The sequence below is a fragment of the Halogranum rubrum genome, from assembly GCF_900114455.1.
Taxonomy (GTDB): domain Archaea; phylum Halobacteriota; class Halobacteria; order Halobacteriales; family Haloferacaceae; genus Halogranum; species Halogranum rubrum.
This window is the reverse complement of the sequence record NZ_FOTC01000002.1, coordinates 296665-322135: the sequence shown is the minus strand read 5'-3', so window position 1 is coordinate 322135 and position 25471 is coordinate 296665. Positions and strand designations below refer to the sequence as shown.

The following is a 25471-nucleotide window of genomic DNA, read 5'->3' as shown; positions in this document are numbered from 1 at the left end:
GTAGTAGGTTAGCTCAGCTTGTCCATCAGACCGAGAAGTTTGTCGCGGATGCTGTCGGGGAGGAACCGCGCCAACACGCCGATTTGGGCGAGCGTCCCGACCGGGTAACGCGCGGCGGGTTTCGTCGCGCTCGCGGCGTTGAGGATGTCTTCTGCGACGCGTTCGGGGGCGACGGCACCGGGGCCGCCGCCGCCGAGCGCCTGCGTGTCCGAGAACATCTTGTAGAACGACTCGTAGGCACCGGAGCGTTCGACGCCGTCGATGTCACTCTCTGCGTCGCCTTCGACTTCGTCGTCGACGCGCTCGTAGAACTGCGTGTCGACCGGGCCGGGTTCGACGAGCACCGCGTCGATACCGTAGTCTTTCACTTCGCCGCGGAGCGCGTCGGTCATCGCCTCGACGGCAAACTTCGACCCCGCGTACACGCCCATCCCGGGCACAGAGACCCGGCCGATGACGCTGGAGACGTTGACGATGGTGCCGTCACCTTGGTCGCGCATGTGCGGGAGGACGGCGCGGGTGAGTCGGTGCGGGCCGTAGACGTTGACGTCGAACTGTCGGTGGACCTGTTCGGTCGGCACGTCTTCGATGGGGCCGAGTTGGCCGAAGCCCGCGTTGTTGACGAGACACTGGATGTGGCCGTCTTCCTCGACGATTCGGTCGACGACGCGGTCCACGTCGCCTTGGTCGGTCACGTCGAGGGTCGCGAGTTCACAGCCCTCGTCGCCGAGTGTCTCGATATCTGCGGGGTTACGCGCCGTCGCGTAGACTTTCCAGTCTTCGGCGAGGAAGGCACGGGCCGTCGCGCGGCCGATACCGGACGAGCAGCCAGTAATGAGTACGGTGTCGGGTTTCACATCGGCGAGACGAACGGCGGGCAGTTAATACTCCCTCTTGCAGTCGTCTGCGTAGGCGTCTGCGAGTCGCGTCGGTTCGGGGAGTTTGTAGTCGCCACCGAGTCGCTCCACGAGTTCGACCGTTGTCTCCGCCGAGACGCGGTGGCCGGGGCTGACGTAGAGTGGGTTGATCTGCTTCGAGTTCGGGTACTGCCGTGACTGGTAGGCGTAGCCGACGACGGTGTCCGAGAACGTCGACGCGTCGTCGGTCGGACGTGGCTTTACCCCATCTGCCGCCTCGATGGGCGTTCGCCACCCTTCGGGTCGCTGACCGACCGACTCGCGTGCGCGACCACAGAGGAGGTTCTTGGCGACGCCGATGGCGGGGACGTCGAGGACGACGCCCATGTGCGTCGCCAGTCCGGCCTGTCGGAAGTGGATTCGCCCGCTCCCGTCGAAGAGGACGAGGTCGGGTTCACAGTCGAGTTCGGCGAACGCGTCGACGATGGGGCCACCCTCGCGAAACGAGAGCAGACCGGGGATGTAGGGAATCGAGAGTTCGGTGACCGCGTGGACGCGTTCGACCACCTCGCCGCCGCGGAGGACGACGATGGCACTCACCGCGTAGTCGTCGAGAAAGGCTTGGTCGACGCCGGCCACCAGCGGGCGTTCCTCGTCGGGGACGAGCGACGACTGCGCCGTCGAGACGTTCGCGGGGTCGAACGACAGGTCGTCGGTGAACGCCGCCGCCGACGCGACGTCCCACTGGAGTTCCTCCATCTCCGCGCGGGAGAGCGAGGCGTCGGGAACGAACTCCGGCCGGGCCGGGTTCATCAGAAGCGGCCGCGTCCCGGTCCGCCAGGACCGCCGGGACCGCCACCACCGCCGCCGAAGCGGAGCGACTGGGGCGCGCGCTGGCTTCCCTTTATCTGCGACCCGTAGACGAGGCCGACGACGAGGCCAGCGAGATGGGCGATGTGGGCGACGTTGCCGCCGAGGACGCCACCGCCGAAGCTACCGAACCCGGCGACGACGCTCAGGATGGCGAACCCGAACGTGAGCACCCACAGCGGCATCGGGATGACGAAGTACAGATACACCTTCAGCCCCGGGTTCAGGACGGTCAGCACGCCCATGATAGCCATGATGGCACCGCTGGCCCCGACGACGCCTGTGACGGGGTCTCCGAGGGCGAAACTGGACCCGATTTGGGCGAGTCCGGCGACGATACCGGCACCGAGGAACAGCGCCGCGTACTTCTTCCCCCCGAGTCGCTGTTCGACCACCGGCCCGAAGAAGTACAGCGCGATGGAGTTGAACGCGATGTGCTGGAAGCCGCCGTGGGCGAAGATAGACGTGACCCACGTCCAGACGTACTCGGGGTGCGTCGAACGGAGGACGAAGAGGGCGTTCCAGAGCTCCGTCCGCGAACCGAAGCCGACGAGCGGGAAGACGAGGAATTGAAACAGGAACGTCAGCCACATCAACCCCAAGAAGAGGTAGGTCATGTTCCCCCGGAAGTAGCCGAAGAACCCACCCGTACTCGTCGCTTTGTTGACGACGCTCTTCGCCCGGCCGCCACGTTCGTTCGCGCTGTCGTCGAACCCGCTGTCGAAGACGCCGCTCGGGTCGTTCCACTCCGACAAGCCGGGACAACTGTGATTCTCCGGCAGTCGATGCTCCGAGCAGAACGTCTGCCCGCAACGCCGACACTGGTACGGTAGGTTCTCGTACCTGCCGCACTCGTCGCATTCGGCCATTACCGCAGGGTAGTGGCCACTCGGTAAAAGGGGTTTGCCTCACGTATGCTGGGAACACGCACACGGCAGGCTTCTCGTGGATGTCTCTCGTCGGTAGTCAGCGGCGGCGGGGACGTAGCTGGACCGTTACTCGTCGGCGTCAGCGTCGGTTTCGTCGTCGACGTTCGGCGACGAGTCGAAGTTCGACGGGACGACCGTTACGTGGTTCACACCGAGTCGGGGGCGTTTCGCTGCCATAGCTGTATAATACGTTTTCGGCCCCAAATAATTACCCATGCTCATAATGCATGGACAGCGTCGTGGTGATACGTGAGAGGTATCAGTCCTGTCGCTGTCGGGCGATTGGCGATAGTAAGGAGAGTTCGAGTGTTTTCAGGTTCTCAGCCGAAGTGTTCGGCGTAGAGGTCCTGGGCGTGTTCGATGGCGTCCATCGCGGCCTGTTTGTCCTCCCACCCGAGCGTCTCGACTTCCTTGCCCTTCTCGAGGTTCTTGTACGTCTTGAAGAACTCGTCGATCTCGTCGAGTTGCTGCTGCGGGATGTCGTCGAGGTCCTCGATGTGGTCGTAGCGGGGGTCCTCGGTCGGGACGGCGATGACCTTGTCGTCCTGTTCGCCGTCGTCGTCCATCTTCATGAGGGCGACGGGGCGGGCTTCGATGACACAGCCGGGGAAGGTCTGGTCCTCGACGAGGACGAGCACGTCGAAGGGGTCCTCGTCGTCGTAGAACGACTGCGGGATGAACCCGTAGTCGGAGGGGTAGTGGACGTTGCTGTGGAGCACGCGGTCGAGGACGACGGCGGGAATATCCTTGTCGTACTCGTATTTGTTCCGCTCGCCTTTGAGACACTCGACGACGGCGTAGATGGTCTCCGGCGCGTTGGGGCCGGTTTCCAGGTCTTCCCAGAGGTTCGTCATGCGTTCGTAGTTCTGCCAAACGAGCCAAAGGGTTTTCGGCATGTCTCGGAATCGTCCAATCCAAAACCTTCTTTGGTAGGGAGTTAGACTATTCGCGTGCGAATCTCAACGGCATCTACGGACAATACCTGAATAATACTGCTATGGTACGTCACTGCACCAACAGCGAACAATGAGGGTAATCGGCCGACTAGAAGTAGACCGTTTCGAGCTGTTCGCGTCGGTTCGCCGTAGCGCCTTCCGGCGAAATACGGCCACACGACCCCTATATGCCGGAAACAAATAGAAAGTTGAGAAGCGTTAAATAGCACGGTGACATTTCAATAACTATGTCAGAGGCACAAACAATAGACGACGAAGCTGGCATCGCACGCGACCTTACCGCGTTCCAACAGAATATCCTCGTCATTCTCGCCGAGGAGCCGATGTACGGGCTCGCAATCAAGCGTAACCTCGAGAGCTACTACGGGACCGAAGTCAACCACGGTCGACTCTACCCGAACCTCGACGACCTCGTCGACATGGAGCTCGTCGAAAAGAGCGAACTCGACAAGCGGACGAACCAGTACGAACTCACCGAGAAGGGCCACGACGCCGTTCTCGACCGACTCAACTGGATGCTGTCGAAGTTCGTGACCGACGAGACGCGCGGCGACGAAGTCCGCGACCTCATCGACGCGCGACTGTAGACGGGCACCACAGTCGACTCAGTCGAATTTTTGACTACCGCACGCGTGAACGACCGGGCACGTTCACGTCAACTACTTCGAACAGGAGTTCGAGCGACTGCTCTACGACGTCGCGCTGTCGCTCGCTCGGCCACGCGTTCCGCGGGTAGTACTCTGACAGAAACACGTCTATCTCCGCGGCCGTCGTATCTTCGACTCGACGGACGTAGTGGTTCCCGAGGAAGTCCGCGAACGCGCGGCAGTTCGCGGCGTGAATCTCGCCGTGTTCGTCGGCGACGCGTTCGACGAGGGTGGCGTTGTGTGCCTCGACCGCCTCCCAGTCGTCTTCGTCGCCGGGTGCCGAGAGTGGAACCTCGACCGCTCGCCCCGTGTCGTCGATACGTTCGACGCGAATCGCCCCGTCTTCGACCCACTCGGCGGGATGCAAGACGAGCACGTCGTCCTCGCCGCGAATCCGCGCGGTGAACCCGTACTCCGAGAGGAGTTCCTCGCGGTGTCGGTCGTAAGCGGCCGCCTCGTCGTCGTCGACGGCGTTGCGCGCCAGTCGGGTCAGTCGCTCCGCCTCGTCGACCACGTCGTCCGGCAGTTCCTGTTCGCTGTGTTCGCGCTCTTCACTCATTGTCGAGTGCCTCGTTTGCGAGTGTGTCGGCGCGTTCGTTTATCTCTCGCGGAACGTGTGCGATGGACCACCGGTCGAACCCAGTGAGGAGTTCACGGGCTTCGACACGTTTCTCGCGAAGGCCGGGGTCGTTCGTGTTCCACTCGCCACGGACCTGTTTCACGACCAACTGTGAGTCGCCGCGGAGGTCTATCTCCTTCAGGCCGTACTCGCTCGCCGCCTCCAGTGCCTTGAGGAGCGCGGCGTACTCGGCGCGGTTGTTCGTCGTCTGCCCGATGCGCTCGGAGCCTTCGGCGACGATACCGTCGCTGGTGACGATAGCCCACCCGATAGCGGCGGGACCGGGATTCCCTCTGCTCGCGCCGTCGAAGTAGACGTGACCGCGAGTGCTCGACCCACTGTCGAGCAAGAGGGTGAGGTCGGTCGGACTCCCGCCTTGCACTACGACTTTCCCGTCGTAGGCGACGGCGACGGCGTCACCGCGTTCGGCGCGCCACTCCTCGTGGTCGGTGTTGCCGGCGTGAATCTCCACCCCGGCGGCACGAAGCGTCTCCCGCGCCTCGTCGGTGTCGCACTCGATGGTCGGCATGTGCGAGTCGAGCGACGGGAGACGTAAAGCCGGTTCGTTCCGGCGTGTGTCGACGCGTCCCGACGCGTTTGGACGCGTCTCGGCGTGCGTTTTTCGACCTCGCTCCGAAGCTTCATACCGCCAGAGCGGCTAGTCCTGTCGAATGCGGCTCGACGACTACATCGAGATGGAAGCCGACGAGGCGGCCGACCGGCGACGCCTCGTCGAGGAGAAGTCCTACGCCATCCTCGACGAACTCGAGGAGTTCCAACACCGCTTCGACGAAGTGGTGCAGGACGACGCCATCGTCGGCAGCGTCTCGCCCTCCATCTTCGTCGGTCGGTCGAACTACCCGAACGTCTCGACGGGCATCCTCTCACCCGTCGGCCACGAGGACGACGCCGCCCGCTTCGAGACCAGCGCCGCGTGGTACGACGAGGGCGTCAGCATCGACGACGTGTTCCAGCGACGGACGAGTCTCCTCAACTCGAATCAACCCACCAGCGTCGAGTTGGGTCGAGACACCAACGTCCACGACGCCTGGAACGGCTTCGTCGGCACCCAGCGAGAAGTCGCCATCTCTGACCGACCGGTGAGCGTCGAAATCGGTCTCGACGGGGCGCCAGAACTCGACTTCGACGTCTCGCGGACGGACGTCGCCACGCCGACCGGTCCCCGCGCTCGCGCTCGCTCGGCGACGCTCGGCGAGAATCCGCACGTCCCGAAGGCTGTGAAGAAGACGCTCGAAGACGACGACTGGCAGGCGCAGGGGGCGATGAACTACCTCTATCGACGCGGTTTCGACGTCTACGACATCAACAGCATCCTCTCGGCGGGCGCACTCGGTCAAGCAGAGACCCGGCGACTCGTGCCGACGCGGTGGTCCATCACCGCCGTCGACGACACGGTGGGGCAGTATCTTCGAGGCACGATTAGAGACGCGCCGAGCGTCGACACCGTGCAAGTCTGGCGAAACGAATACCTCGGCAACGCCTTCTGGGTGGTTCTCGCGCCCGGCCGCTGGGAGTTCGAACTCGTCGAGATGAAAGCGCCGGGAAGTATCTGGAACCCGGACGGCGAGAAGTTGTGGCTCTCCAGCGACTGCGAGGGGTTCGAGGGCCGAACGAGCTACGTCGACGAGACGGCGGGCGCGTACTACGCCTCCCGACTCGCGGTGCTCGAACATCTCTCTGACATCGGTCGGCAGGCGAAGGCGCTCGTGCTCCGGCACGTCTCGGACGACTACTGGGGGCCGGTCGGCGTCTGGCAGATTCGCGAAGCGATTCGTCACGCCTTCGACGATGCCCACGGCGAAGCCGAGACGTTCGGCGACGCCGTCCGCGAGGTGACGACGCAACTGCCCGTCTCGCTCTCGGACCTCCGGCGGAAGTCGACGATGGTGTCGGGTCTGCAGGCGAACCTGACCGACTTCATCTGACAGTACACTTTTGTTACAGGTCTGAGTGGTGCAAGTATGGTCCCCCTCCAGATACCCGGCGGTCCGGAACTGCTCATCATCGCGCTCACGTTCGCGTTGTATCTCGCGATTCCCGTACTCGTCGCTCGCGTCGTCTACAGTTACATGGACGGCAAGAACAGCTACGACGAGCGAATTAACGCCCTCGAAGCCGAAGTCGAGGAACTCCGTCGCCGCGTCGACTGAGCGCTACTCGGCGGTGTCGAGGTTCGCGAACGCCTCGTCGACGAGTTCGCCCGTCTGCGCGATGATGTCGGCCATCGCGTCGTCGTCGGGGGCGAGTCCGACGAGTCGCCCGATACGCATGATACTCACGTGGTACACCGTCTGAACGCCCGGCTCTTCCTCCCAGACGACGACGTTGCACGGGAACAGCGCGCCCATCTTGTTGTCCGAGGCGGAGAGCACCTGGTCGGCCATGTTCGGGTTGCACGCACCGAGGACGTAGTACGGGTCGCGTCCCGCGTCTACCTTCTCGTTGAGCATCTCCGAGGGAGAGAACTCGGTGGCGACGCCGAATCCAGCGTCGGTGAACGCCTCTCGAACGTGTTCGATAGCCTCCTCGTGGTTCATGTGCAGTGTTGCACGCTCTTCACCGATGTCTCCACTTTCGAGTGCCGCCGGGTCGATAGGCAGGGCCATAGGTAACCGTTGGTCGGCCGGGGCAGAAAAGCTACCGGGAGTGCGCGACTCGCGAACAACTGTAGTCGAAATCGGTCGCCGCGTCGGACGAGTAGGGTGTTACTTCGTGGAGTTCGTCGACGTGGACGACGTCGAAGTGGACGACGACGATGTCGACTCTGTCGTCTCGACCGGGCCGGACCCGACGACGTCCTCTATCGCAGTCACGAACGTCTGACGCGTGTCGAAGTAGGTCGTATCGACCTTCGTCAGCACGTCCGAGAGGGTCTGCGGACCGCTGGGGGTTCGGACGACGGCGTCGCCCTCTTTCCGTTCGATCAAGCTCTTCTCCTGCGGCCACGTGAGACGCGAGGCGACCTGTGCGAGGGGTGCGCCCTCGACAGCCTCGCCCTCACCGAGTTCGACGACAGGAGCCTCGTCTTCCGCTTCCTCGTCAGCCATGCCCGCCGATTTGCGAGCGCCGACATTAATCCCTTCGGACCGCCGTCGCTGACGCGGTTGATCGGGGTGTCTTGCGCGCGTCTGACGCACTGTTTTGTGGTGTGGTTACATACTCGCGGCCATGACTAGTCTCTCCGAGGCTTACACTAGCGCGGCGGGGCAGAGCACGCCCCGACGGCTCTACCTCGGCGTGGCGCTCTTTCTCGTCGGTGCGCTCCTCGTCATCACGGGTATCGTCGTCACGACGACGAACGTCCTTCGTCCCGAGAACGGCGGGTACGTCACTGCTCGTCTGTACGGCGGCACGCTCGCCGGTATCGGCGTTCCGGCAGTGCTTCTCGGCGTCTTCACCGTCTTACCCGCCGCACGACAGACACGTGCTGCGGCTATCGTCGGTGCGAGTATCTCCCTTCTCGGTGTCGCTCTCTTCTGGCACGCCTACCCCTGTGGGTGGATCGGTGCCGTCTGTCCGGGGACGTCGCAGATGGACCTCACGCTCCCCACGGTCGGTGTCTACTTCCTCGGTACGATTACGGCGTTCTGGTGTCTGTTCGCCGGCGTCGCCAACTTCAAGACGCGGAACAGCCCCGGCGGCACGGTGAAGATGGAGGTCACCCGACAGGGTGAGACACGTGTCATCGAAGTGCCGGCCGAACAAGCCCGCTCGTTCAGCGGCGTCGGCTTCTTCGGCGACACGCCGGACGGCAACGTCGAGACGCAGACGAACGGTGGAGCGACCGTCAGCGACGGCGGTGCAGAGGGCACTGACATCCGCTCGCCGCTGGACGACGCGCCGACGAAGTCGAGCAAGTCGAACGAGACAAACAAGACGAACGGACCGACCGGGTCGGGTGCCGAGGTGTGGACCGACGAACCAGCCTCTCCACGGAGCGCACCGAGTCGTGGTGACGCCTACTGCGGCAGTTGTGCACACTTCCAGTACGTCCGCACCGACGAGGGGATGGCCCCCTACTGCGGCTACCACGGCGAACTCATGGACGACATGACCGCCTGTCAGGAGTGGACGCCGCAGAACCAGCAGTAGTCCGCAGAACTCCGCTCTACAGTTCTTTCAACCGCGCTTCGACGTCCGTCCAGTGACTTCCCTTCCAGAAGTACTGCCCGCACTCTCGACACCGCCAGAGCGGCCTATCGTCGGGGACGTAGTCGGGTCGCGGCGTCGTCGACTCGGTCGTCTCGCTTTCCTCACCACCGACCGAGTCGAGCGGGCCGTTACACCGACCACAGAACGTCGGCGTGTCGTCCAGCGTGAGCGAGAACCCCGCATCACGGAGTTCACAGAGTTGGTCTTCGACATCGCGCTCGGTCAGCAGGACGGCGTCGTCTGCCCGTCCCGCCAACTGCCGGTCGCGGGTGAGGAGCACCCGCCCGCCGGCTTCGGCGAGTTCGAGCAGTCGGTCGTCTCCCTCTACCCTCTCGTCGAGTGCGTACATCGTGTCGTAGCCACACATCCGGAGGTACGTGGCGAGTTTCCCGAGCATCACGTCGAGGAGGAGTCGCGGTCGGTCGTCGGCCGTCTCGACCGTTCCCATCAGTGGAGGAACTCGCGCAGGCCGTCGACGTCGCGAGCGTTCAGGACGTCCGACGTCTCGGCCCACCCGCGCCGGGCCGTGTGGACGCCGTAGCGCACGAAGTCGAGCGTCTCCGGCGTGTGTGCGTCGGTGTCGACGGCGATGGTCGCGCCCGCTTCGACGGCGGCGCGGACGCCAGCGTCGTTCAGGTCGAGGCGGTGGGGGTTGGCGTTGACCTCCAGTGCCGTCTCGTGTTCGACTGCGGCCTCGGCGATACGTTCGTAATCGAGTTCGAGACCGGGGCGCGTGTGGATGAGCCGTCCGGTAGGGTGGCCGAGGATGTCCACCGATGGGTGCTCGATGGCGCGGACGATGCGTTCCGTCGCCTCCGCACGGTCTTGTCCGAGCGCGCTGTGTGGCGAGGCGACGACGACGTCCAGTTCGGCCAAGAGGTCGTCGTCGACGGAGATGTCCCCTTCGGCGTCGATGTTGGCTTCGACGCCGTGGAGTACTTCGATAGATGCGTCTTCAGCGACGGCGGCGACGGCGTCCATCTGCTCGCGTAACTCGTCGTCGTCGAGGCCGACGCCGCCGACCATCCCGGGACCCGTCGCGTGGTCGGAGACGACGTGGTAGTCGTAGCCGCGCTCTGCGGCCCCGGCGACCATCTCCGCGATGGTGTTGTCGCCGTCGGACCAGTCGGTGTGCGTGTGGAGGTCACCGCGGATGTCGTCGACGATGAGGAGGTCGGGCAACTCGCCCGCTTCGGCGGCCTCGATTTCGCCCGTGTCCTCGCGGAGTTCGGGTGGAATCGACGGCAGGTCGAGTGCGGCGTACATCTCTTCTTCCGTCTGGCCGCCGACGCGAGTCCCGGCACGCTGGTCGCTCGTGTCCTCGACGTCCGAGACGTCGAAGATGCCGTACTCGTTCATCTTCAGGTCGCGCGCGATGGCGACGTTCCGCAGGTGGACGTTGTGTTCCTTGCTCCCCGTGAAATACTGGAGAGCGGCCCCGAACTCCTCGGGGACGACGACACGGAGGTCGATTCTAATTCCTGCGGCGCGGACGCTCGCTTTGCTCGTCCCTGCCTCGATAGTCGAGTCGGCGTCGGGCCACTCGGTGAAGGCGTCGACGACGGACTCGCCGGCCTCGCTGGCGACGAGCACGTCCACGTCGCCGATGGTCTCCTTCCACCGTCGAATCGACCCCGCGACGTCGGCACGCTCGACGCTGTCGACGCTCCGGAGGTAGTCGAGCACCGAGTCGGCGAGCGGTCGGGCGTCACCGAGCAGTTCGCGCTCTTGGGACTGTCGCGCGAAGGGGATGTTCTCCAAGATGTTCTCTTCGGTCTTCGCGCCGTACCCTTTCACCTCCTGAATCTCGCCAGCCTCGGCGGCCTCTTCCAACTCGTCGAGCGTCGTGATGCCGAGTGCCTCGTACAGGTCGCCGACCGTCTTCGGGCCGACGCCCTCGACGCTCGTCAACTCCCGCATGTCGACGGGGAGTTCCTCGCGGAGTTCTTCCAACTCCTCGATTTCGCCCGTCTCGAAGTATTCGACGACCTTCCCGGAGATGGCGTCGCCGACGCCCTGAATCTCCTCGACGGCGTCTTGGCCCTCGGCGGCGAGGTCCTCGATAGGTTTGGTGTACTCGCGGATGTTCTCGGCGGCGCGGCGGTACGAGCGCGGTTTGTACTCCACGCGCTTCGCGTCAAGGAGGTCCGCGAACTCTTCGAGCAACGTCGCTATCTCGTCGTTTCGACGCCGACCTTGACTCATCGACGAATCCCTTTCCGGTCACTGTCGCGGCCGAGCGCCTTGTTCAAGAAGGTCATCCAGCGCTTCTTGTCGGCGGCCTCCTGCACCTTCGACTCCTGTTCGAGGTCGACGGGTTGGAGTTGTTCGAGCGCGTTCAGCGCCCGGTCGATTCCGATGATACTCTCGACTAGCTCCTCGCCCTCCTCGTAGCTGACCTCGTTCTCCTCGATCAGTTCGAGGCGTTCGATACGTTCCCGCCGAAGGTTGCGCTTCGCTTGGTCGACGCGTTCGCGTTCGCCAGCGGGAACGGTGTCACGGCGTTTGATCTCGAAGACGAACTCTTGGAGGTCGAGGGTCTCCCCTTGGACCGCTATCTCGTCGGGGATGGTCGACCCGATGGTCGCCCCCTCCCGGTTGACGCGTTCCAAGAGTTGCTTCCGCTGGAACTCTTTCACGGGGCTGGGTTCGGGTGGTTCGCACTTTGCTCCTTCGCCGCTATTCAGAGGTGTACTGAGAGGAGAGATCATATTCGTCGTACAGACTGTTGGCCCGCAAAGCCCTCACGCTCTCGGGGTTCCCGCGGCTCGCTGCGCTCCTCGGTCACTTCGCTCCCTGCGGTGCTTACGTCGCCGGGGGACCGCCGAGACCGTTCGCCCTTTGCAATTCCGCCGAGGACGACACCGCACTGCACAGCACCACGCCTACCCTTCCCCATTTGGAGCGCGCCGACGCGCGCTCAGCGCCCGTGGATTGACCAATCATCGTGGCGCGTGGCTTCGCGCCGCTTGTCGGCGCGAGACACGCACGCGAGGGATGGCGCGAACGAGCGAAGTGAGTGAGCGAATCGGTTGGGGAGGGTGTGGCGTCTCGTCGCGCAAGCAGTCGACGGTCACGTGTCTGTTGGTCTCCCGGCCCCGCTGTGAACGCCGACAGAGTACCCACCTGAGAGAACAAGAGCCGAGAACGTTCGAACTACTCGATTGAAGCGACCCCCTACTTGTACATTCGACCCAACTGACCGACGACCATCGAAGTCAAAACTCCCTCCAGAAGCCACCTACGTCACAGACACCGACAGAAGCGGCATCTATGGAAGGTTCTTTATGGCCTTCGGGGGTAAGCGGTCCTATGGGATTGTTCGACCGACTGCGCGGCAACGACAACCCGCGCGTCGCTTTCATCGGCATCGACGGGGTGCCGTTCAGCCTCCTCGACGAGCACCGCGACGAGTTCCCCAACTTCGCCGCCATCGCCGACGAGGGCAGCGCCGGCGACATCGACAGTATCGTTCCTCCGGAGTCCAGCGCCTGCTGGCCCGCACTCACCACCGGCGTCAACCCCGGCGAGACCGGCGTCTTCGGCTTCCAAGACCGCGAGGTCGGCAGCTACGACACCTACGTCCCGATGGGTCGCGACGTGCAGGCCAAGCGTCTCTGGGACCGCGTCAGCGAGGCCGGGATGAACGCGACGGTGATGAACGTCCCCGTCACGTTCCCGCCGCAGCGCAACGTCCAGCGGATGGTCTCGGGCTTCCTCTCGCCCGGCGTCGACAAGGCTGCCTACCCCGACGAGTTCCGTGACTACCTCCAGGACATGGGCTACAAAATCGACGTCAACGCCAAACTCGGCCACAAAGACGACAAATCGGAGTTCGTCGACGACGCCCACAAGACGCTCGACAAGCGCTTCGAAGCGTTCGAACACTACATCCAGGAGGACGACTGGGACCTCTTCTTCGGCGTCTTCATGACGACCGACCGCGTCAACCACTTCCTCTTCAAAGACTACGAGCGCGACGGCGAGAACAAAGAGGCGTTCATGGAGTTCTACCGGAAGGTCGACGAGTACATCGGGAAGATTCGCGACATGCTCCCCGAAGACGTGACCCTGATGGTCGCCTCCGACCACGGCTTCACCTCGCTGGACTACGAGGTCCACTTCAACACCTGGCTCGAACAGGAAGGGTGGCTCTCCTACCAGAGCGACGACCACAGCGAACTCGGCGACATCGCCGACGAGGCGGACGCCTACTCGCTCATCCCCGGTCGCTTCTACATCAACCTCGAAGGCCGCGAACCGCGCGGTACCGTCCCGCAAGACGAGTACGAGTCGAAGCGCGCCGAGTTGAAGGAGGCCCTCGAGAACCTCGAAGGCCCGGACGGCAACAAGGTCGCCGCCCGCGTCGTCGAGAAGGAGGAAGCGTTCCGCGGCGAACACGACGACATCGCCCCGGACCTCGTCGTTATCCCGAACCACGGCTTCGACCTCAAAGCCGGCTTCAAGGGCCACGAAGAGGTATTCGGTACCGGCCCACGCAACGGAATGCACAGCTTCGACAACGCCTCGCTCTACATCGACGACCCCGGAGCGAGCATCGAGGACGCCGACCTGTTCGACATCGCACCGACCATCCTCGACCTGATGGAAGTCGAGTACCAGCGCTCGGAGTTCGACGGCGGTTGCCTGCTGTCGCGGTAAGCGATTGAGTCAGCGACGAAGCGTTCTCGATTTCGTTCGCCCTACTCTCTCGAAACTCGACTTCGAAGAACCCGACTCGTGAGCCACTGGCTTTCGTTCACCGGTAGCGCCGTCGTTCAGTCGGTGAGCTGAGCCGCCACGAACGGCGCTTCGGGTTTCTCCCTCCCGGACTGGTCGGGAACCTCCCACTCGGAGAAGACGTCGAATCCAGCGTGCCGAAGTTGTCGACGCGTCGTCTCCATGCCAGCTATCTCCCAGGTCATCTCGTCGTCGCTGTCGAGCCAGTCGGTGCTCGTCCGTCGACGTTCCTCCGGTGCTTCGGACAACAGGAGTCGACCTTCGGGACGAAGCACTCGTGCGAACTCGTCGAGCACCGTCTGGTGGTCGTCGAGCGGGACGTGAATAATCGAGTGAGCAGCCACCACGACGTCGAACACGTCATCTCGAAACGGCAGTGCGACGAGGTCACCCTCGACGAGTGCTGCGGAGGGGGCGGCGTCCGCGGCGAGTCGGAGTTGTTCGCGAGAGAAGTCGAGACCGACGGCGGTGAATCTGTCACTCAGACGACCGAGAACAGGTCGACCCTGTCCACAGCCAGCGTCCAACACCCGAGCGGGCACCTCACACGAGCGGAGGAACTCGTCGAGAATGCCGAGTTCGCGGGTGCTCGCCGACCGCATCGACGCGTAGGTCGCTGCGTGTCGCTCGTAGCCGTCGCGAACGACCTGTCTATCACAGTTGTCGGTGTCCGTCATCGAAGGAGACAGTACGAGTCAGAGCAACGAGTCTATCTCGTCGTTGTCGAACGCACTCACCGGGTCAGGACGTTCGTCTTTCGTCTCTTCAGCTTCTTGGGCCTCCTTCGCCCGCTGCATGAACCGCTGGACGCGGTCCGACCGTTCGACGCCGCCGAGGAGGACGAGTGTCGCGATTCGCTCGCTTCCGAGCGGGAAGTCGCCGCCACGAACTTGGAGACTGCCGGTCTCTTCTTCGACCCAACGCCGCGTCCGTTCGACTCCCTTCCGTGGGATGCGCTCTCCGTCGGCGGCGACGACGACGAGTGCCGAGTCGGCCGTCGTCGCGTCGGGGAGACTCGTCCCGGTCAGGAGCGCGCGCCGGGCCGTGCTCATCACGGTGTTGATGTTGTCTTCGGCGTCGGGTGCGGCCTCGGCGCTGGCGTACCCGAGCGCGGAGATACCGCCCGAGCGAAGCGTGTTGATTATCTCACTGGAGTCGACGACGCTTTCGCCGACGCCTTCGACTGCTTCACCCGACGCGAGCAGGAGGCCGACGCGCTTCGCGATGGCCTTGTTGATGGCGTCGTAGCCCTCCTCCATGCTCTCGCCGGAGGCGCGCCACGCGTCGTTGTCGACGAGAAGCACCGAGTCGGCTTCGCGCGCCGCCGTCTTCAGCGAGCGACCCGCGTTGACCTGGTACATCGCCCCTTCGCCTTCGGCGGGAAGCACGCCGAGAACGTAGACGGGGACGTCGTAGATTCGTTTGAGCTCTTTCGCGAGGACGGGCGTACCGCCGGAACCGGTGCCGCCACCGAGTCCTGCGACGAGCACGATAGCCTCGGCTTCGGCGGTGATGCTGCCGTCGAGTGCGCTCATCACCTCGCGGGCGTCCGCTTGCATCACTTCCGCGCCGAGTTCGTTGTCGCCGCCGACGCCGTGGCCGTTGACTCGGTCTTGACCGACGAGGACGGTGTCGAGCGGGAGCGGTTGGAGGTCTGCCTTCGCACTGTTGATGGCTAGCGCGCCGGTGACGGCGTCGAACCCCATCCGAGCGTCGAACTGGACGAGTTCTGTCGTCACCTTCCCGCCAGCCTGTCCGAGACCAATCAGGACTGTCTTCATGATTGACACCATGAATCGGCCCCTCTTGAACGTTCTCCCGAGAAGGTTTTTCTGTGAAAACAGAACGAATGTCGCTATGACCGATACCCTCTCGGAGCGACTCGACGCCGTCGAACGGAGACTGACCGACGGTGCGACGCTCGCCGAGTGCGCCGACGCAACCGATGCGGCCGACGTCGACGAACGACTCTCTGCTCTCGAAGCGCAGGCGTCGGCCATCGACGAGCGTGTCACCGAACTCGAAGCGGCGACACAGGCCGTCCGGGGCTACGTCGGCGGCGTCCGTGCCATCAATCGCGACGTCGAACGCCGCGCGGACGCGGCACTCGCTGGCGTCGAAGCACTCGCGGAGCAGGTGGGTGAGACACCAGACGACGAGACGTTCGAGGTAGTGTGCGCCGACGTGAGAGAACGGAACGTCGTCGGTGTCGACGACGAGAGCGGCGACGACAAGGAGAACGAGAAGGCTGACGAGAACGGCGCGAACAACGCGAACAACGCGAACAGCGCGAACGACGGCACCACCGACTTGCTCGAACGACTGCGCGACGTCGTGTGAGTGCTCGTGATTCGCATCGTACTGACCGTCGCGCTCGCGACGGCACTTCTCGCCGTGTCGCTCCCGGCCGTCGACAGCGCCCGTGGCGACCGGACGGCAGCCAGTCTCGACGCTGACCTCGCAACCGTCCGCGACGCCGCGGTCGGACTCGTCGACGAGGACGACCCGACGCGTGACGACGTGGCCGGTGCTCGCCGTCTCGTTACGGTCGACGTTCCACACCCTTCGTGGACGGCAGCCACCGTCGAGAGGGTCACAGTCAGGGGACAGACCGACTCCTCGGTATCGACGCTCGGCTATCGGCTCGACTCCGGCCGTCGCGGTCGACTCCGACTCGACGTACCGCTTCGGACACCGAACGGGCCGCTCGTCTTCACTACACCCGGAGCGCATCGACTCGCCTTGTCGCTCGCGTGGGGAGACGGCGACGGTAGCGGTGGGGCCGGGCCGACCGTCGTCGTGCGGCGTGAGAACTGAGGAAGCGGGACGAAGTAAGATGCAGCAAAACGAAGCGAGACGAATCAGTAGGACGGGGTCGACGAAGCGAAGCCGTGTGAGAGTTCAAATAGGGGAAACGGACCACCGCGGTCCATGAGCCTCGTAGACCGACTGACCGACGTCGGCACTCGCGGTGACGAACCTACCACTGGCTGTCGGTGCACCGTCTCCTTCGACGAACCGACCGGGACGGGTCTGACCGACCGCGTCGAGTGCGTCGTCGACAGCGACGACTGTCCCGGCGGTGGTGACCTCGCGACGGAACCGACCTGCCGGGCGACGGTGGTCGACGCACTCGCCAGCCGCGACGCCGACGTCGTTCGAACGAGTGCAGACGGCCGCGAACGTATCTACGCCGACGAGGCAGTCGCACTGCTGCTCGCCGCCGGGCGATTCGTCGAGCGTGCCGCGTTTCACGACGAGCGACTGGCGAACCGTGCCCGCCGCGACCCGCTCGGTGCCGCACACGAAGCGACGGGGCGGGCCGACGCGACGGCGAGGATTGTCGCCGAGACCGGGTTGGCGGCGGTCGCCGACCGTGTTCGAGAGAGTGCGTCCGAGAGGAAGACGGAAGACGTGTACGACCACGCGCTCGACCCGTTCGTCGGACCGACCGTCGCACGCTCGCGAGTCCGGCGCTCGCCGCCACCCGGTGCCCGACTCGTCGACCGCTGGTCGCTCGATACGGGGGCGACGGTCCGCATCTACGACGACGGCGGCGACCTGCCGTGGTATCATCTCGAACCGGTGGCGCACACACTCGACGACGAGGCGACGGCCACCCTCGCAACTGCGGCGGAGCATCTTGCCCGCGGCGGTGTCGACGGTGGCACACGCGCGCCGGGCCGCGCAGTCCGGCGGGTCGTAGACGCCGAGAACCCCGATGCGTCGGTCGAACGACTCGCGCACGAACTGACGAAGTACACTCGCGGTCACGGCGTCCTCGACGACTGCTTCGCCGACCCACGTGTCTCCGACGCCTTCGTCTCTGCACCCGTGACGAGCAACCCTGTCCGTCTGAGCGTCGACGGCGAGCGCATGCGGACGAACGTTCGACTCACACCGGGCGGCGCGGCCGCACTCGCCTCGCGTTTCCGTCGAACGAGTGGGCGGCCGTTCTCGCGTGCGAATCCGACTATCGACGCCGTCGTCGAGACCGGTGACGACGGCAGCGTCCGCGTCGCAGGCGTGAGTGCACCCGCCAGCGACGGCCTCGGGTTCGCGTTCCGCCGCCACGACGACGAGGCGTGGACGCTTCCCGGTCTGGTCGCGAACGGCACGCTTCCGGCCGACGCCGCCGCGCTACTCTCGGTCGCCGTCGAACGTGCGACGGCGGGGCTAATCGCGGGGACGAGAGGGGCCGGAAAGACGACGCTCCTCGGTTCGTTGCTCTGGGAGTTGCCTGCGACGACGCGCACGGTCACCATCGAGGACACGCCGGAACTGCCGGTCGACGCACTCCAGACACACGGTCGCGACGTGCAGGCGCTCTACGCCGGCACCGACGAAGGTGCCGCACTCACGCCGACCGAGGCGCTCCGGACGGCGCTCCGACTCGGCGAAGGGGCGCTCGTCGTCGGTGAGGTTCGGGGCGAAGAGGCCGCGACACTGTACGAAGCGATGCGCGTCGGAGCCAGCGGCAGTACGGTTCTCGGCACCATCCACGGCGACGGCGGCGCGGCGGTCCGCGAACGCGTCGTCTCCGACCTCGGCGTCCCCGAATCATCCTTCGCCGCGACGGACCTCGTCGTCACGCTCACCGCGGGGGAGTCCAGACACGTCTCCCGCATCGAGGAGGTCCGGTCGACCGAGCGTGGCGTCCGATTCGAGTCGCTGTTCGAGCGAACCGGAGAGGGACTGAAGGCGACGGGAACGGCCGACCGCGGTAACAGCACGCTCGTGGCCGACCTCACTCGGCCGGGCGAGAGCTACGCCGACCTGCTGAGTCTCCTCGACGAGCGCGAAGACGAGATGACCGCGCTGGCGACGACCGACCGGACGCGGCCGGTCGACGTCGTTTCGGCGTATCGAGAACGGAGAGCGCGCACGAATCGACAGGCGCAGCGAGAGCAGCCACACCACTCCGACCGATGACGCTCGTTCATCCGGCACTCCACGTCGCTCTCGCGTCGCTCGCCCGACTCTATCCGTGGACGGTCGACCCGAGTGTAGAACTCGGCCGAGCGCTCGGCTACTGCAGGAGCGACGCCACCGCCGACACCATCGTTCGGGCGGGCTACGGCGCGGCGCTCGTCGGCGCTGTCGGTGGGTTCGTGCTCGTCGCCGCGCTCTCTGGGTCGGTTGGAGTCGCCCTCTGTGTCGCGCTCGCCGTCGCTCTCGCTACCGCTCACGCCGCGCATCGCCTGCCGGTCGTCGTCGCGAACGCCAGACGGACGCGCGCACTCGGCGCGACGACCGGACTCGTCGGACGGGCCGTGTTGCGGATGCGTCTCGACCCGACGACGGAGCGAGCGGCGCGGTTCGCGGCACGGACTGGCGACGGACCGTTGGCCGAGAGTCTGGGTGAGCACGTCCGACGGGCGACGGGAACGCCAGCGAGCGGCTTCGACGGATTCGTGAGAGAGTGGAACGCCTGGTTTCCCGCACTCGACCGGGCCGTCGCGCTCCTCGTCGCGAGTGCGACGGCGTCCGGCGACGAGCGCGGACGGTCACTGGACCGCGCGCTCTCGGCCGTCCTCGACGGCACTCGCTCGCAACTGTCGACGTTCACGGCGGAGATGCGTGGACCGGCGACGGCGCTCTACGCGTTCGGGGTGTTGCTCCCGCTGGCGCTCGTCGGCGTCCTCCCGGCGGCGCGCGTCGCGGGTGTCCCCGTCTCGTTACCGGTCTTCGTCGCGCTCTACGACGTGTTGCTCCCACTCTCTGTCCTCGTCGCCTGCGGGTGGCTCCTCGCGCGTCGACCGGTCGCCTTCCCGCCGCCGCGCGTCGGTCGCGACCACCCCGACGTTCCTTCGACGCCGTGGCGAGAACTCGCAGCCGGCGTGTTTGCGTCAGGTGTCGGGTGGGTCGTCGGGTCGGCACTCGTCCCGTGGGCAGGTCCGATTGCCGTCGTCGGATTCGGTTCGGGAGCGACGCTGGCCGTTCGCTATCGTCCGGTAAAGGCCGTCCGCGACCGGGTGCGCGAAGTCGAGTCGGGACTTCCAGATGCGCTCTATCTCGTCGGCCGGCGCGTCTCCGGGGGCGTCGCCGTCGAAACTGCACTCGTTCGGGCGAGCGACGAGACGACCGGTGCGACCGGCGAGTTGTTGGCCGACGTCGTCCGAATCCAACGAACGCTCCGCGTCGACGTCCACGCGGCGTTCTTCGGCAGGTACGGCGTTCTCACTGACCTGCCGAGTGACCGCCTCCACGGGACGGCAGGACTCCTCGCACTCGCGGCGACGCAGGGGACGCCCGCCGGGAGCGCCATCGTCGCGATGGCCGACCAACTCGACTCGTTGCGCGACGTCGAAGAGGAGGCCCGTCGCGAACTCGCCACGATTACAGGGACGCTCACCAACACCGCTGCGGTGTTCGCACCGCTCGTCGGCGGCGCGACGGTGACGCTGGCCGACCGGATGGCGCACGCCGGACCCGGAGCGGAGAGTGTGGCACAGCAGACTGCCAGTACTGGCGCCAGCGCCAGCGCTACCACATTCGCCGCGAGCGGCGGTGGTGCGCTCTCATCCTCTGCACTCGGCACGGCAGTCGGCGTCTACGTCCTCCTTCTCGCGGCACTCCTGACGGCGCTCGCAGTCGGTCTCGAACACGGGGCAGACCGTCCGCTGGTCGGCTACCGCGTCGGTCTCGCGCTTCTGACGGCGACGACGACGTATCTCACCGCCGTCGTCGCGGCGGGCTTGCTGGTGTGAGACTCTTCATCCAGTTACCTGGCCCGTGTGAGCCTTTACATACGAGCACGGGACCACCTCGCCCCATGTTCGACGTTCCGCTGGACGCGTGGTACAGTTGGGTCGGTCTCTCGCTCGCGAGTCTCGCACTCTTCGGCGTCGTGGCGTCGGTGCCGACGACGGCACCGCCGGACGCGACGGCCGTCGCGAACACCGTCGACCGTGTCGCCGCGAACGACCACGCGACGACTGCCGAACACCCACTCGGCGCGACGGCGATTCGACTCGGCCCGCACCGCGTCGGCCTCCGCAACGACGCCGGGACGGCCCACGCATCCTACGCGTTCGGACCAGTGACTCCCGTCTCGGACGACTCGGCACTCCAACAGGTTCTCTACGGCCGTCCACCGTCGGACCTGTTCGAATCACGCCGGTCGTTCCAGCAGGCAGTCGTCGCCGACAGAACGGCAGAACCGGCGTGGCAGTCGGTCGACCGAACGCTCGTCGTGCGGCGTGTCTCGTGGGAGGGGTTGGATGTCGTCCTCGTCGACGCGTGACCAGATTCGAGACGGAAAATCGCGGGCACAGACCGACCCACTCGTCGCACTCGTCGCCCTGTTCGCCGTCTCGGTCGGCGTGAGCCTCTACGCGGGCGTCCTCGACGACGTCTCGCGTGCCGTCGGCGTCGACCGCGACGTCGCGACGCCGACACTCGAACGCGTCCACGACGTGGCGACGTCAGCAGGCGTCTTCGACCCGAGCGAGCGACACGCGGCGCTCGCCGCCGGTCCCGACGGTTACGACCTCAACCTCACCGTTCGTACCGACGGAAGCGACCGACGACCCAGCAGGACGTGGCACGCCGGGCCGAGTGTTCCCGACGCACCGCCGAGAGCGACTATCGACAGTGCCGAGCGAGTGGTGAGCGTCCGGGTCGCGCCCGGCGAAATCGTCCCCGGACAGCTCCGGGTGGTGGTCTGGTCGTGACGAGCACCGTCCTCGACGTCGCACTCTGTCTCCTCCTCGTGAGCGCGGCAGCGGCGACGCTCGTGACAGTACCCGACGGAGAGAGCGAACGAACTGCCGACGCCCGCACTGGGGGCCGTGCTAACGCCGTGGCGACGACGCTCACGACGAGTACGACGACGGTGAACTACAGCCTCGAACCCGGAGCGGCACGCGCCGACGACCGTCTCGTCTCCTTCCCGACGACCAGCGGTCCCGAGTTCGAGCGGTCGTCGCACGGGACGTACGCCGGGTTACTCGCGGACGCCGCAGTCGGCGGTCTAAGCGTCGACGGCGAACCACTCACGCACGCCGACGACGGGTTTCGAGACGCGATACGAACCCGAACCGAGAGTGACGTGGCGCACGACGGCGTACAGCTACTGGTTCGGTGGGAACCGTACCGTGGCGCACATCTGCGAGGCTGTGTGACGGCTGGTCCGTCACCGCCATCGGACGCGACGGTCCACGCAGCGACCGTCACGGTTCCGAGCGGACTCGCTGCGACGCGGGACGACGCTCGTGTCGCCGCCACGGAGTCCGGATTTGCCGGTGTCGCGAGCGTCGTCGCCGCGAACGTGGTCGAGGGGCTGTTTCCGGCGGACGACCTCCGGTTCGCGCTCCGCGGTGACTACCCGGTCTCACATCTCGCTCGGTACCGCTATCTGCGCGCAGGAGAGCGATACGGCGTCGCCGTCGTCGACGACGACGGGACGGTCGTTCCGGCGGAAGCGAACGAGCGACTGACGGCTGCCGTCGCCGACGCCGTCGAGCGGGACCTCGAACGGTCGTTCGAGACGCCGAGCGAGGCCGCAGCGTCCGTCCGTGTCGCAGAGGTGCAGGTCGTCGTCAGGACGTGGTCCGTGTGAGACTCGCAGACGACAGACGGGCGCGCGTCCCCTTCGCCCTCATCGGCGTGCTCCTCCTCGTCGGGAGCGCGACGTACGCGACGACGCTCACGGCTGACGGCCCGCACCGCTACGACGACGCCATCGATACCGCGATGGGCCGCACCGAAGCGAGTATCAGCCCTGCTCTCCGCTCGGCCGTGAAGACGGCCGCCCGCGACGCTGCTCGTGACCCGGTGACCGTCGCCGCCGACACGCCCGCGGGACAGGTACTCAACGCGTCGACGCCGTTTCGTGACGCGCTCCGACTCCGCATCTACCTCGCCGCACGAGAGCGACTCGAAGCGACGCACTACCGCAACGCCGACGTCGTCGCCAGCGCATCACTACCTGCGGTCTCGGAGCTCAGAGACCTCTCGGCGGCGAAGCGTCGGGTCATCGTCGAGAGAGCGACGAACGGAACGGCGCTGACCGTGACAGTGCGAAACGTGACGACGACGGCCCGTCGCGATGGGTCCGTCGTCGCCCACGACACCGAGACGGTGACGCTGACCGTCTCGACGCCGGTCTTACTCGTCCACGAGCGAACGAAGCAGTACGAACGGCGGTTGAATCGGGGTCCGCTCGACGGGCCGGGACTCGGTCGACGGCTCACCGCTGGTCTCGCGCCCATCGTGTGGGCGCGGAGCGCCGGACAGTACGCCGGAATGCCCATCGCGAACGTCCTCGGCAACCGCCACGTCGAACTCGCCGCGAACGGCGGGACGCTCGCCACCCAACGCGCCGTCTTCGGTCACGACGACCCGCGCGCCAGACGCGGTCTACAACAGGCCACCGTCGCCGTCGGGGTACAGGACCTCCACGCCGGGACGGAGAGCACGCTCCGCAGTCGTCTGGAGCGAACGTATCCACCTACGCCCGTCAGTCTCACCGGGACGGGCGCACCGCCAGCGCTCGCCGAGGCAGGTCCGTCTCCAAACCGCACGCTCTCCGTCGGCGTCAATCGGACGGCGGACGTCGCCTTCGTCGGTCTCGTCGCCGGTGGTCGGCCGCGCCCGCAGTCCAGCGAGTTCGACCGCGTGCTTCGAGCGTCCTACCGGACCGAAGCGCGACTCGTCACCGACGTCGAACGGACGCTCGCCGAAGACGAACCGAGACGCCGACCGCCCGGCGAGAACTGGTCACTGGTCGACGAGCGCGAACGAGAGCGGAACGACGTCGCCGACGCGGGGACCAGTGAACGCTGGGACGTCGGAGACGAACAGTTCACGTCCTTCGCTCGGAGAGTTATCCGACACAATCGCGTCGTCCGCGTGTGGCGTCGTGGAAACGAAACCCGGCGGCGAGTCCACCACTGGGAGGAACAGTATCACGTCCGTGTCGCCGTCGTCGGCGAGTACGCCCCGCGGGCGTCGGCACCCACCCGCCCCGTCCGTCCCCGGTTCGAGCGAGGCGGGGCACTCGACGGGCCGAACCTCCGCGACGTTCCGTCGACGGCGACCGACCGACTGCTCACGACGAACCGCGACACGGTCGCCGTCCGCGCTGTCGACGGCGACACTGGCGACGCATCGACCGTCGTCTACGGTGCGCGACCGGACCCGTTGTCGACGTGGGTCGCTCGTGACGTGGCCGGTCTCCGGTCGCACGTGCGAAACGTCTCGGTCGACGTCGAGGCACGCGCCGTCGCGACGGGGCAGGTCAACCCACCAGCGCTCCTCGCAGAGCGACTGCGCGAGCGTCGCTCGGCGCTCATCGACGCGCCAACGACATACGACGGCGTCGCCGACAGGGCACGCGTCGCCGCTCGGGCCGCGTATCTCGACCGCGTCGTCACTCGACTGGAGGAGCGAGCGGCCACACAGCGAGAGTCGACGGACGTTCTCGACGAGGCGCTCTCGAAGGCCGACGTCGGGTCGAGCGACCGACTCGCGGCGGCGCTGTCGGCCAGCGACCGTTCGACCGACCCGGCGTACCGAGACGTCGGTGTCGGCGACCGAAGCGACGGCGTCGCACTGGTTCCCGACGGTTCGCCGGGCTATCTGACGCTCTCGGCCGTCTCGAACGACCACGTCGAGGCCGTGCCAGACGGCAGGCGCTACCGCCCGCTGACCGCCCGCAACGTCAACGTCTTCGCCGTCCCGTACGGCGATGCGACCGACGGCGTTCTGTCGTTGTTCCAGTCGAATCCGCAGGTCGACCTTCGGACGGCCGGAAGCACGCTCGTCGCCGCCAACCGAACGCTCGAACAGGCCAGCAACGAGAGTCTCCGAGCACGACGCGACACGCTTCGACGCTCGGTCGGTCGGTCGCTCTCGGTGGTGGAAAAGCGGGTGCGACGACCCGTCACACAGGAGACGTCGCTCACGAAACGAGCGTACCGTGCGGCCGTCGACGCGGCGTTCAGTCGGTGGGACGGCGCAGGTCACAGGGCGCTGGCGGTGACGAACGGGTCGTTCGCCCGAGCGTTGACCGCCGAAGTCCGTGCCCGCGACGACCTGACGGCGCGCGACGTCGACCGACTCGGGGCGAGACTCCGCGTCGCCGTCGGTCGTGCGGCCCAGCGAGAGGCAGCGAGCGTCCCTCGGGAAGAAGTGAACGGCACGTCGAAAGCCGTCCGAGCGTACGCGCACTCGACGGTGAAGTCGTACGTCTCTGCGGGTGCAGAAGGTGTCGCCGAGCGCGGCGGCGAGCGTGCCGCGCGGCGCGTTCTCGACGAGACGGTCGACGGCGTCCCTGCAGGACTCCCCGTTGCGCCGGTTCCCGGCTACTGGTACGCGACGGTGAACGTCTGGTCGGTGAGTGTCAGGGGCGAGTATCTTCGGTTCACGGTCCGAGCGTACAGCGACCACGCCGACGGGAGCGGAACGACACTCCAGTACGTTCGCGACGGGTCGCCGGTGACGCTCGACGTGGACGGCGACGGCGAGGCAGAACGGTTGGGTCGAAGTGAACGCATCTCGTTCGAGACGCAGGCCGTAGCTGTCACCGCCGTCCCTGGTGGGCGGTGGGTCGGTGACGTCGACGGCGACGCCGACGAGCGGTCGACCGGGTGGAAGTCGGGTCCCGGCTGTGTGGCTCGGAAATCGGTCACACCGGACGCCCAGAGAGAGTGTCGTGCGGCCTGAAAGCTAAAAG

At 66.0% G+C, this 25471-nt stretch carries 26 protein-coding genes; 13 read left to right on the top strand and 13 right to left on the bottom strand.

The features are described from left to right. Positions 1-8: 8 nt before the first annotated feature. The 4 genes from BM083_RS09895 to BM083_RS09880 all read right to left on the bottom strand — a co-directional run bounded on the left by BM083_RS09895 (position 9) and on the right by BM083_RS09880 (position 3510). The gene (locus BM083_RS09895) at positions 9-857 is read right to left on the bottom strand and encodes an SDR family oxidoreductase (protein ID WP_009366331.1); all 849 of its coding nucleotides are present in this window, start codon (positions 855-857) and stop codon (positions 9-11) included. Positions 858-881: 24 nt separating this feature from the next. Continuing rightward, positions 882-1670: an endonuclease V gene (locus BM083_RS09890; protein ID WP_089869012.1), complete on the bottom strand. Its 789-nt coding sequence runs from the start codon at positions 1668-1670 to the stop codon at positions 882-884. Further along, a complete protein-coding gene (locus BM083_RS09885; RefSeq protein ID WP_089869010.1) occupies positions 1670-2596 on the bottom strand; it encodes a rhomboid family intramembrane serine protease in 927 nt (308 codons plus the stop codon). Before BM083_RS09885 ends, BM083_RS09890 begins: the two co-directional genes overlap by 1 nt. Positions 2597-2976: 380 nt before the next feature. Next, entirely contained in the window at positions 2977-3510 is a 534-nt protein-coding gene (locus BM083_RS09880; RefSeq protein ID WP_089869007.1) for an inorganic diphosphatase, read from the bottom strand. Between the two features lie 329 nt (positions 3511-3839). Between BM083_RS09880 and BM083_RS09875 the strand changes: the two genes are divergently transcribed. Then, complete coding sequence (locus BM083_RS09875; RefSeq protein WP_089869005.1) at positions 3840-4199, top strand: PadR family transcriptional regulator; 360 nt, start codon at positions 3840-3842, stop codon at positions 4197-4199. 34 nt (positions 4200-4233) lie between these two features. On the opposite strand, the gene BM083_RS09870 is transcribed toward BM083_RS09875, so the two are convergent. Both BM083_RS09870 and rnhA read right to left on the bottom strand, forming a co-directional pair. After that, positions 4234-4818, bottom strand: coding sequence for a DUF7108 family protein (locus BM083_RS09870; protein ID WP_089869003.1), 585 nt, complete (start codon positions 4816-4818; stop codon positions 4234-4236). Further along, a complete protein-coding gene (rnhA, locus tag BM083_RS09865) occupies positions 4811-5407 on the bottom strand; it encodes a ribonuclease HI (protein ID WP_009366338.1) in 597 nt (198 codons plus the stop codon). Before rnhA ends, BM083_RS09870 begins: the two co-directional genes overlap by 8 nt. Positions 5408-5549: 142 nt before the next feature. On the opposite strand from rnhA, the gene nreA reads away from it, so the two are divergent. Further along, positions 5550-6824, top strand: coding sequence for a DNA repair protein NreA (nreA, locus tag BM083_RS09860; protein WP_089869001.1), 1275 nt, complete (start codon positions 5550-5552; stop codon positions 6822-6824). Positions 6825-6860: 36 nt separating this feature from the next. Next, entirely contained in the window at positions 6861-7049 is a 189-nt protein-coding gene (locus tag BM083_RS09855; RefSeq protein WP_089868999.1) for a hypothetical protein, read from the top strand. 3 nt (positions 7050-7052) lie between these two features. Here BM083_RS09855 and BM083_RS09850 read toward each other — a convergent pair whose 3' ends face one another. Further along, positions 7053-7505, bottom strand: a complete 453-nt coding sequence (locus tag BM083_RS09850) for a DUF302 domain-containing protein (protein ID WP_089868997.1) — start codon at positions 7503-7505, stop codon at positions 7053-7055. 99 nt (positions 7506-7604) lie between these two features. Then, a complete protein-coding gene (locus BM083_RS09845; protein WP_089868995.1) occupies positions 7605-7946 on the bottom strand; it encodes a DUF5789 family protein in 342 nt (113 codons plus the stop codon). Between the two features lie 121 nt (positions 7947-8067). Between BM083_RS09845 and BM083_RS09840 the strand changes: the two genes are divergently transcribed. After that, positions 8068-8991, top strand: coding sequence for a cell division protein CdpA domain-containing protein (locus BM083_RS09840; RefSeq protein WP_089868992.1), 924 nt, complete (start codon positions 8068-8070; stop codon positions 8989-8991). 16 nt (positions 8992-9007) lie between these two features. Here BM083_RS09840 and BM083_RS09835 read toward each other — a convergent pair whose 3' ends face one another. From BM083_RS09835 to BM083_RS09825, 3 genes are read right to left on the bottom strand one after another with little or no spacing between them, the layout of a single operon-like run. Further along, the gene (locus BM083_RS09835) at positions 9008-9499 is read right to left on the bottom strand and encodes a Mut7-C RNAse domain-containing protein (RefSeq protein WP_089868990.1); all 492 of its coding nucleotides are present in this window, start codon (positions 9497-9499) and stop codon (positions 9008-9010) included. Continuing rightward, on the bottom strand, positions 9499-11256 hold the full coding sequence (gene polX / locus BM083_RS09830) for a DNA polymerase/3'-5' exonuclease PolX (protein WP_089868988.1): 1758 nt from the start codon (positions 11254-11256) through the stop codon (positions 9499-9501). Before polX ends, BM083_RS09835 begins: the two co-directional genes overlap by 1 nt. After that, on the bottom strand, positions 11253-11690 hold the full coding sequence (locus tag BM083_RS09825) for a DUF5788 family protein (protein WP_089870056.1): 438 nt from the start codon (positions 11688-11690) through the stop codon (positions 11253-11255). Before BM083_RS09825 ends, polX begins: the two co-directional genes overlap by 4 nt. 673 nt (positions 11691-12363) lie before the next feature. Between BM083_RS09825 and BM083_RS09820 the strand changes: the two genes are divergently transcribed. Next, positions 12364-13713, top strand: a complete 1350-nt coding sequence (locus BM083_RS09820) for an alkaline phosphatase family protein (protein ID WP_009366348.1) — start codon at positions 12364-12366, stop codon at positions 13711-13713. A 116-nt stretch (positions 13714-13829) separates the two neighbouring features. Here BM083_RS09820 and BM083_RS09815 read toward each other — a convergent pair whose 3' ends face one another. Further along, entirely contained in the window at positions 13830-14468 is a 639-nt protein-coding gene (locus tag BM083_RS09815) for a class I SAM-dependent methyltransferase (protein WP_089868986.1), read from the bottom strand. Positions 14469-14486: 18 nt separating this feature from the next. Beyond that, on the bottom strand, positions 14487-15572 hold the full coding sequence (locus BM083_RS09810; RefSeq protein WP_089868984.1) for a tubulin/FtsZ family protein: 1086 nt from the start codon (positions 15570-15572) through the stop codon (positions 14487-14489). A gap of 76 nt (positions 15573-15648) precedes the next feature. Here BM083_RS09810 and BM083_RS09805 point away from each other — a divergent pair, with 76 nt between their 5' ends. The 8 genes from BM083_RS09805 (at position 15649) to BM083_RS09770 (ending at position 25461) form a co-directional block, all read left to right on the top strand. Continuing rightward, complete coding sequence (locus BM083_RS09805; protein ID WP_089868982.1) at positions 15649-16131, top strand: DUF7310 family coiled-coil domain-containing protein; 483 nt, start codon at positions 15649-15651, stop codon at positions 16129-16131. A gap of 6 nt (positions 16132-16137) precedes the next feature. Beyond that, complete coding sequence (locus tag BM083_RS09800) at positions 16138-16608, top strand: DUF7311 family protein (RefSeq protein WP_143085710.1); 471 nt, start codon at positions 16138-16140, stop codon at positions 16606-16608. A 114-nt stretch (positions 16609-16722) separates the two neighbouring features. After that, positions 16723-18723: an ATPase, T2SS/T4P/T4SS family gene (locus tag BM083_RS09795; protein ID WP_089868978.1), complete on the top strand. Its 2001-nt coding sequence runs from the start codon at positions 16723-16725 to the stop codon at positions 18721-18723. After that, positions 18720-20501, top strand: a complete 1782-nt coding sequence (locus BM083_RS09790) for a type II secretion system protein (RefSeq protein ID WP_089868976.1) — start codon at positions 18720-18722, stop codon at positions 20499-20501. Before BM083_RS09795 ends, BM083_RS09790 begins: the two co-directional genes overlap by 4 nt. Before the next feature lie 65 nt (positions 20502-20566). Further along, on the top strand, positions 20567-21037 hold the full coding sequence (locus BM083_RS09785) for a DUF7283 family protein (RefSeq protein WP_089868973.1): 471 nt from the start codon (positions 20567-20569) through the stop codon (positions 21035-21037). After that, positions 21015-21467 carry a DUF7285 family protein gene (locus BM083_RS09780; RefSeq protein ID WP_089868971.1) on the top strand — a complete coding sequence of 151 codons (453 nt, stop codon included), beginning with the start codon at positions 21015-21017 and terminating at the stop codon, positions 21465-21467. Before BM083_RS09785 ends, BM083_RS09780 begins: the two co-directional genes overlap by 23 nt. Continuing rightward, on the top strand, positions 21464-22354 hold the full coding sequence (locus BM083_RS09775; protein ID WP_089868969.1) for a DUF7284 family protein: 891 nt from the start codon (positions 21464-21466) through the stop codon (positions 22352-22354). The genes BM083_RS09780 and BM083_RS09775 overlap by 4 nt, the downstream gene beginning before the upstream one ends. Beyond that, a complete protein-coding gene (locus BM083_RS09770; RefSeq protein WP_143085709.1) occupies positions 22351-25461 on the top strand; it encodes a DUF7286 family protein in 3111 nt (1036 codons plus the stop codon). The genes BM083_RS09775 and BM083_RS09770 overlap by 4 nt, the downstream gene beginning before the upstream one ends. The last annotated feature ends 10 nt before the right edge of the window (positions 25462-25471 follow it).

What these genes read in the sequence shown, in the direction of transcription:
- BM083_RS09890 (WP_089869012.1), bottom strand. Translation starts at nt 1,670, where the DNA reads ATGAACCCGGCCCGGCCGGAGTTCGTTCCCGACGCCTCGCTCTCCCGC.
- BM083_RS09885 (WP_089869010.1), bottom strand. Translation starts at nt 2,596, where the DNA reads ATGGCCGAATGCGACGAGTGCGGCAGGTACGAGAACCTACCGTACCAG.
- BM083_RS09880 (WP_089869007.1), bottom strand. Translation starts at nt 3,510, where the DNA reads ATGACGAACCTCTGGGAAGACCTGGAAACCGGCCCCAACGCGCCGGAG.
- BM083_RS09875 (WP_089869005.1), top strand. Translation starts at nt 3,840, where the DNA reads ATGTCAGAGGCACAAACAATAGACGACGAAGCTGGCATCGCACGCGAC.
- BM083_RS09870 (WP_089869003.1), bottom strand. Translation starts at nt 4,818, where the DNA reads ATGAGTGAAGAGCGCGAACACAGCGAACAGGAACTGCCGGACGACGTG.
- rnhA (WP_009366338.1), bottom strand. Translation starts at nt 5,407, where the DNA reads ATGCCGACCATCGAGTGCGACACCGACGAGGCGCGGGAGACGCTTCGT.
- nreA (WP_089869001.1), top strand. Translation starts at nt 5,550, where the DNA reads ATGCGGCTCGACGACTACATCGAGATGGAAGCCGACGAGGCGGCCGAC.
- BM083_RS09855 (WP_089868999.1), top strand. Translation starts at nt 6,861, where the DNA reads ATGGTCCCCCTCCAGATACCCGGCGGTCCGGAACTGCTCATCATCGCG.
- BM083_RS09850 (WP_089868997.1), bottom strand. Translation starts at nt 7,505, where the DNA reads ATGGCCCTGCCTATCGACCCGGCGGCACTCGAAAGTGGAGACATCGGT.
- BM083_RS09845 (WP_089868995.1), bottom strand. Translation starts at nt 7,946, where the DNA reads ATGGCTGACGAGGAAGCGGAAGACGAGGCTCCTGTCGTCGAACTCGGT.
- BM083_RS09840 (WP_089868992.1), top strand. Translation starts at nt 8,068, where the DNA reads ATGACTAGTCTCTCCGAGGCTTACACTAGCGCGGCGGGGCAGAGCACG.
- BM083_RS09835 (WP_089868990.1), bottom strand. Translation starts at nt 9,499, where the DNA reads ATGGGAACGGTCGAGACGGCCGACGACCGACCGCGACTCCTCCTCGAC.
- polX (WP_089868988.1), bottom strand. Translation starts at nt 11,256, where the DNA reads ATGAGTCAAGGTCGGCGTCGAAACGACGAGATAGCGACGTTGCTCGAA.
- BM083_RS09820 (WP_009366348.1), top strand. Translation starts at nt 12,364, where the DNA reads ATGGGATTGTTCGACCGACTGCGCGGCAACGACAACCCGCGCGTCGCT.
- BM083_RS09815 (WP_089868986.1), bottom strand. Translation starts at nt 14,468, where the DNA reads ATGACGGACACCGACAACTGTGATAGACAGGTCGTTCGCGACGGCTAC.
- BM083_RS09810 (WP_089868984.1), bottom strand. Translation starts at nt 15,572, where the DNA reads ATGAAGACAGTCCTGATTGGTCTCGGACAGGCTGGCGGGAAGGTGACG.
- BM083_RS09805 (WP_089868982.1), top strand. Translation starts at nt 15,649, where the DNA reads ATGACCGATACCCTCTCGGAGCGACTCGACGCCGTCGAACGGAGACTG.
- BM083_RS09795 (WP_089868978.1), top strand. Translation starts at nt 16,723, where the DNA reads ATGAGCCTCGTAGACCGACTGACCGACGTCGGCACTCGCGGTGACGAA.
- BM083_RS09790 (WP_089868976.1), top strand. Translation starts at nt 18,720, where the DNA reads ATGACGCTCGTTCATCCGGCACTCCACGTCGCTCTCGCGTCGCTCGCC.
- BM083_RS09785 (WP_089868973.1), top strand. Translation starts at nt 20,567, where the DNA reads ATGTTCGACGTTCCGCTGGACGCGTGGTACAGTTGGGTCGGTCTCTCG.
- BM083_RS09780 (WP_089868971.1), top strand. Translation starts at nt 21,015, where the DNA reads ATGTCGTCCTCGTCGACGCGTGACCAGATTCGAGACGGAAAATCGCGG.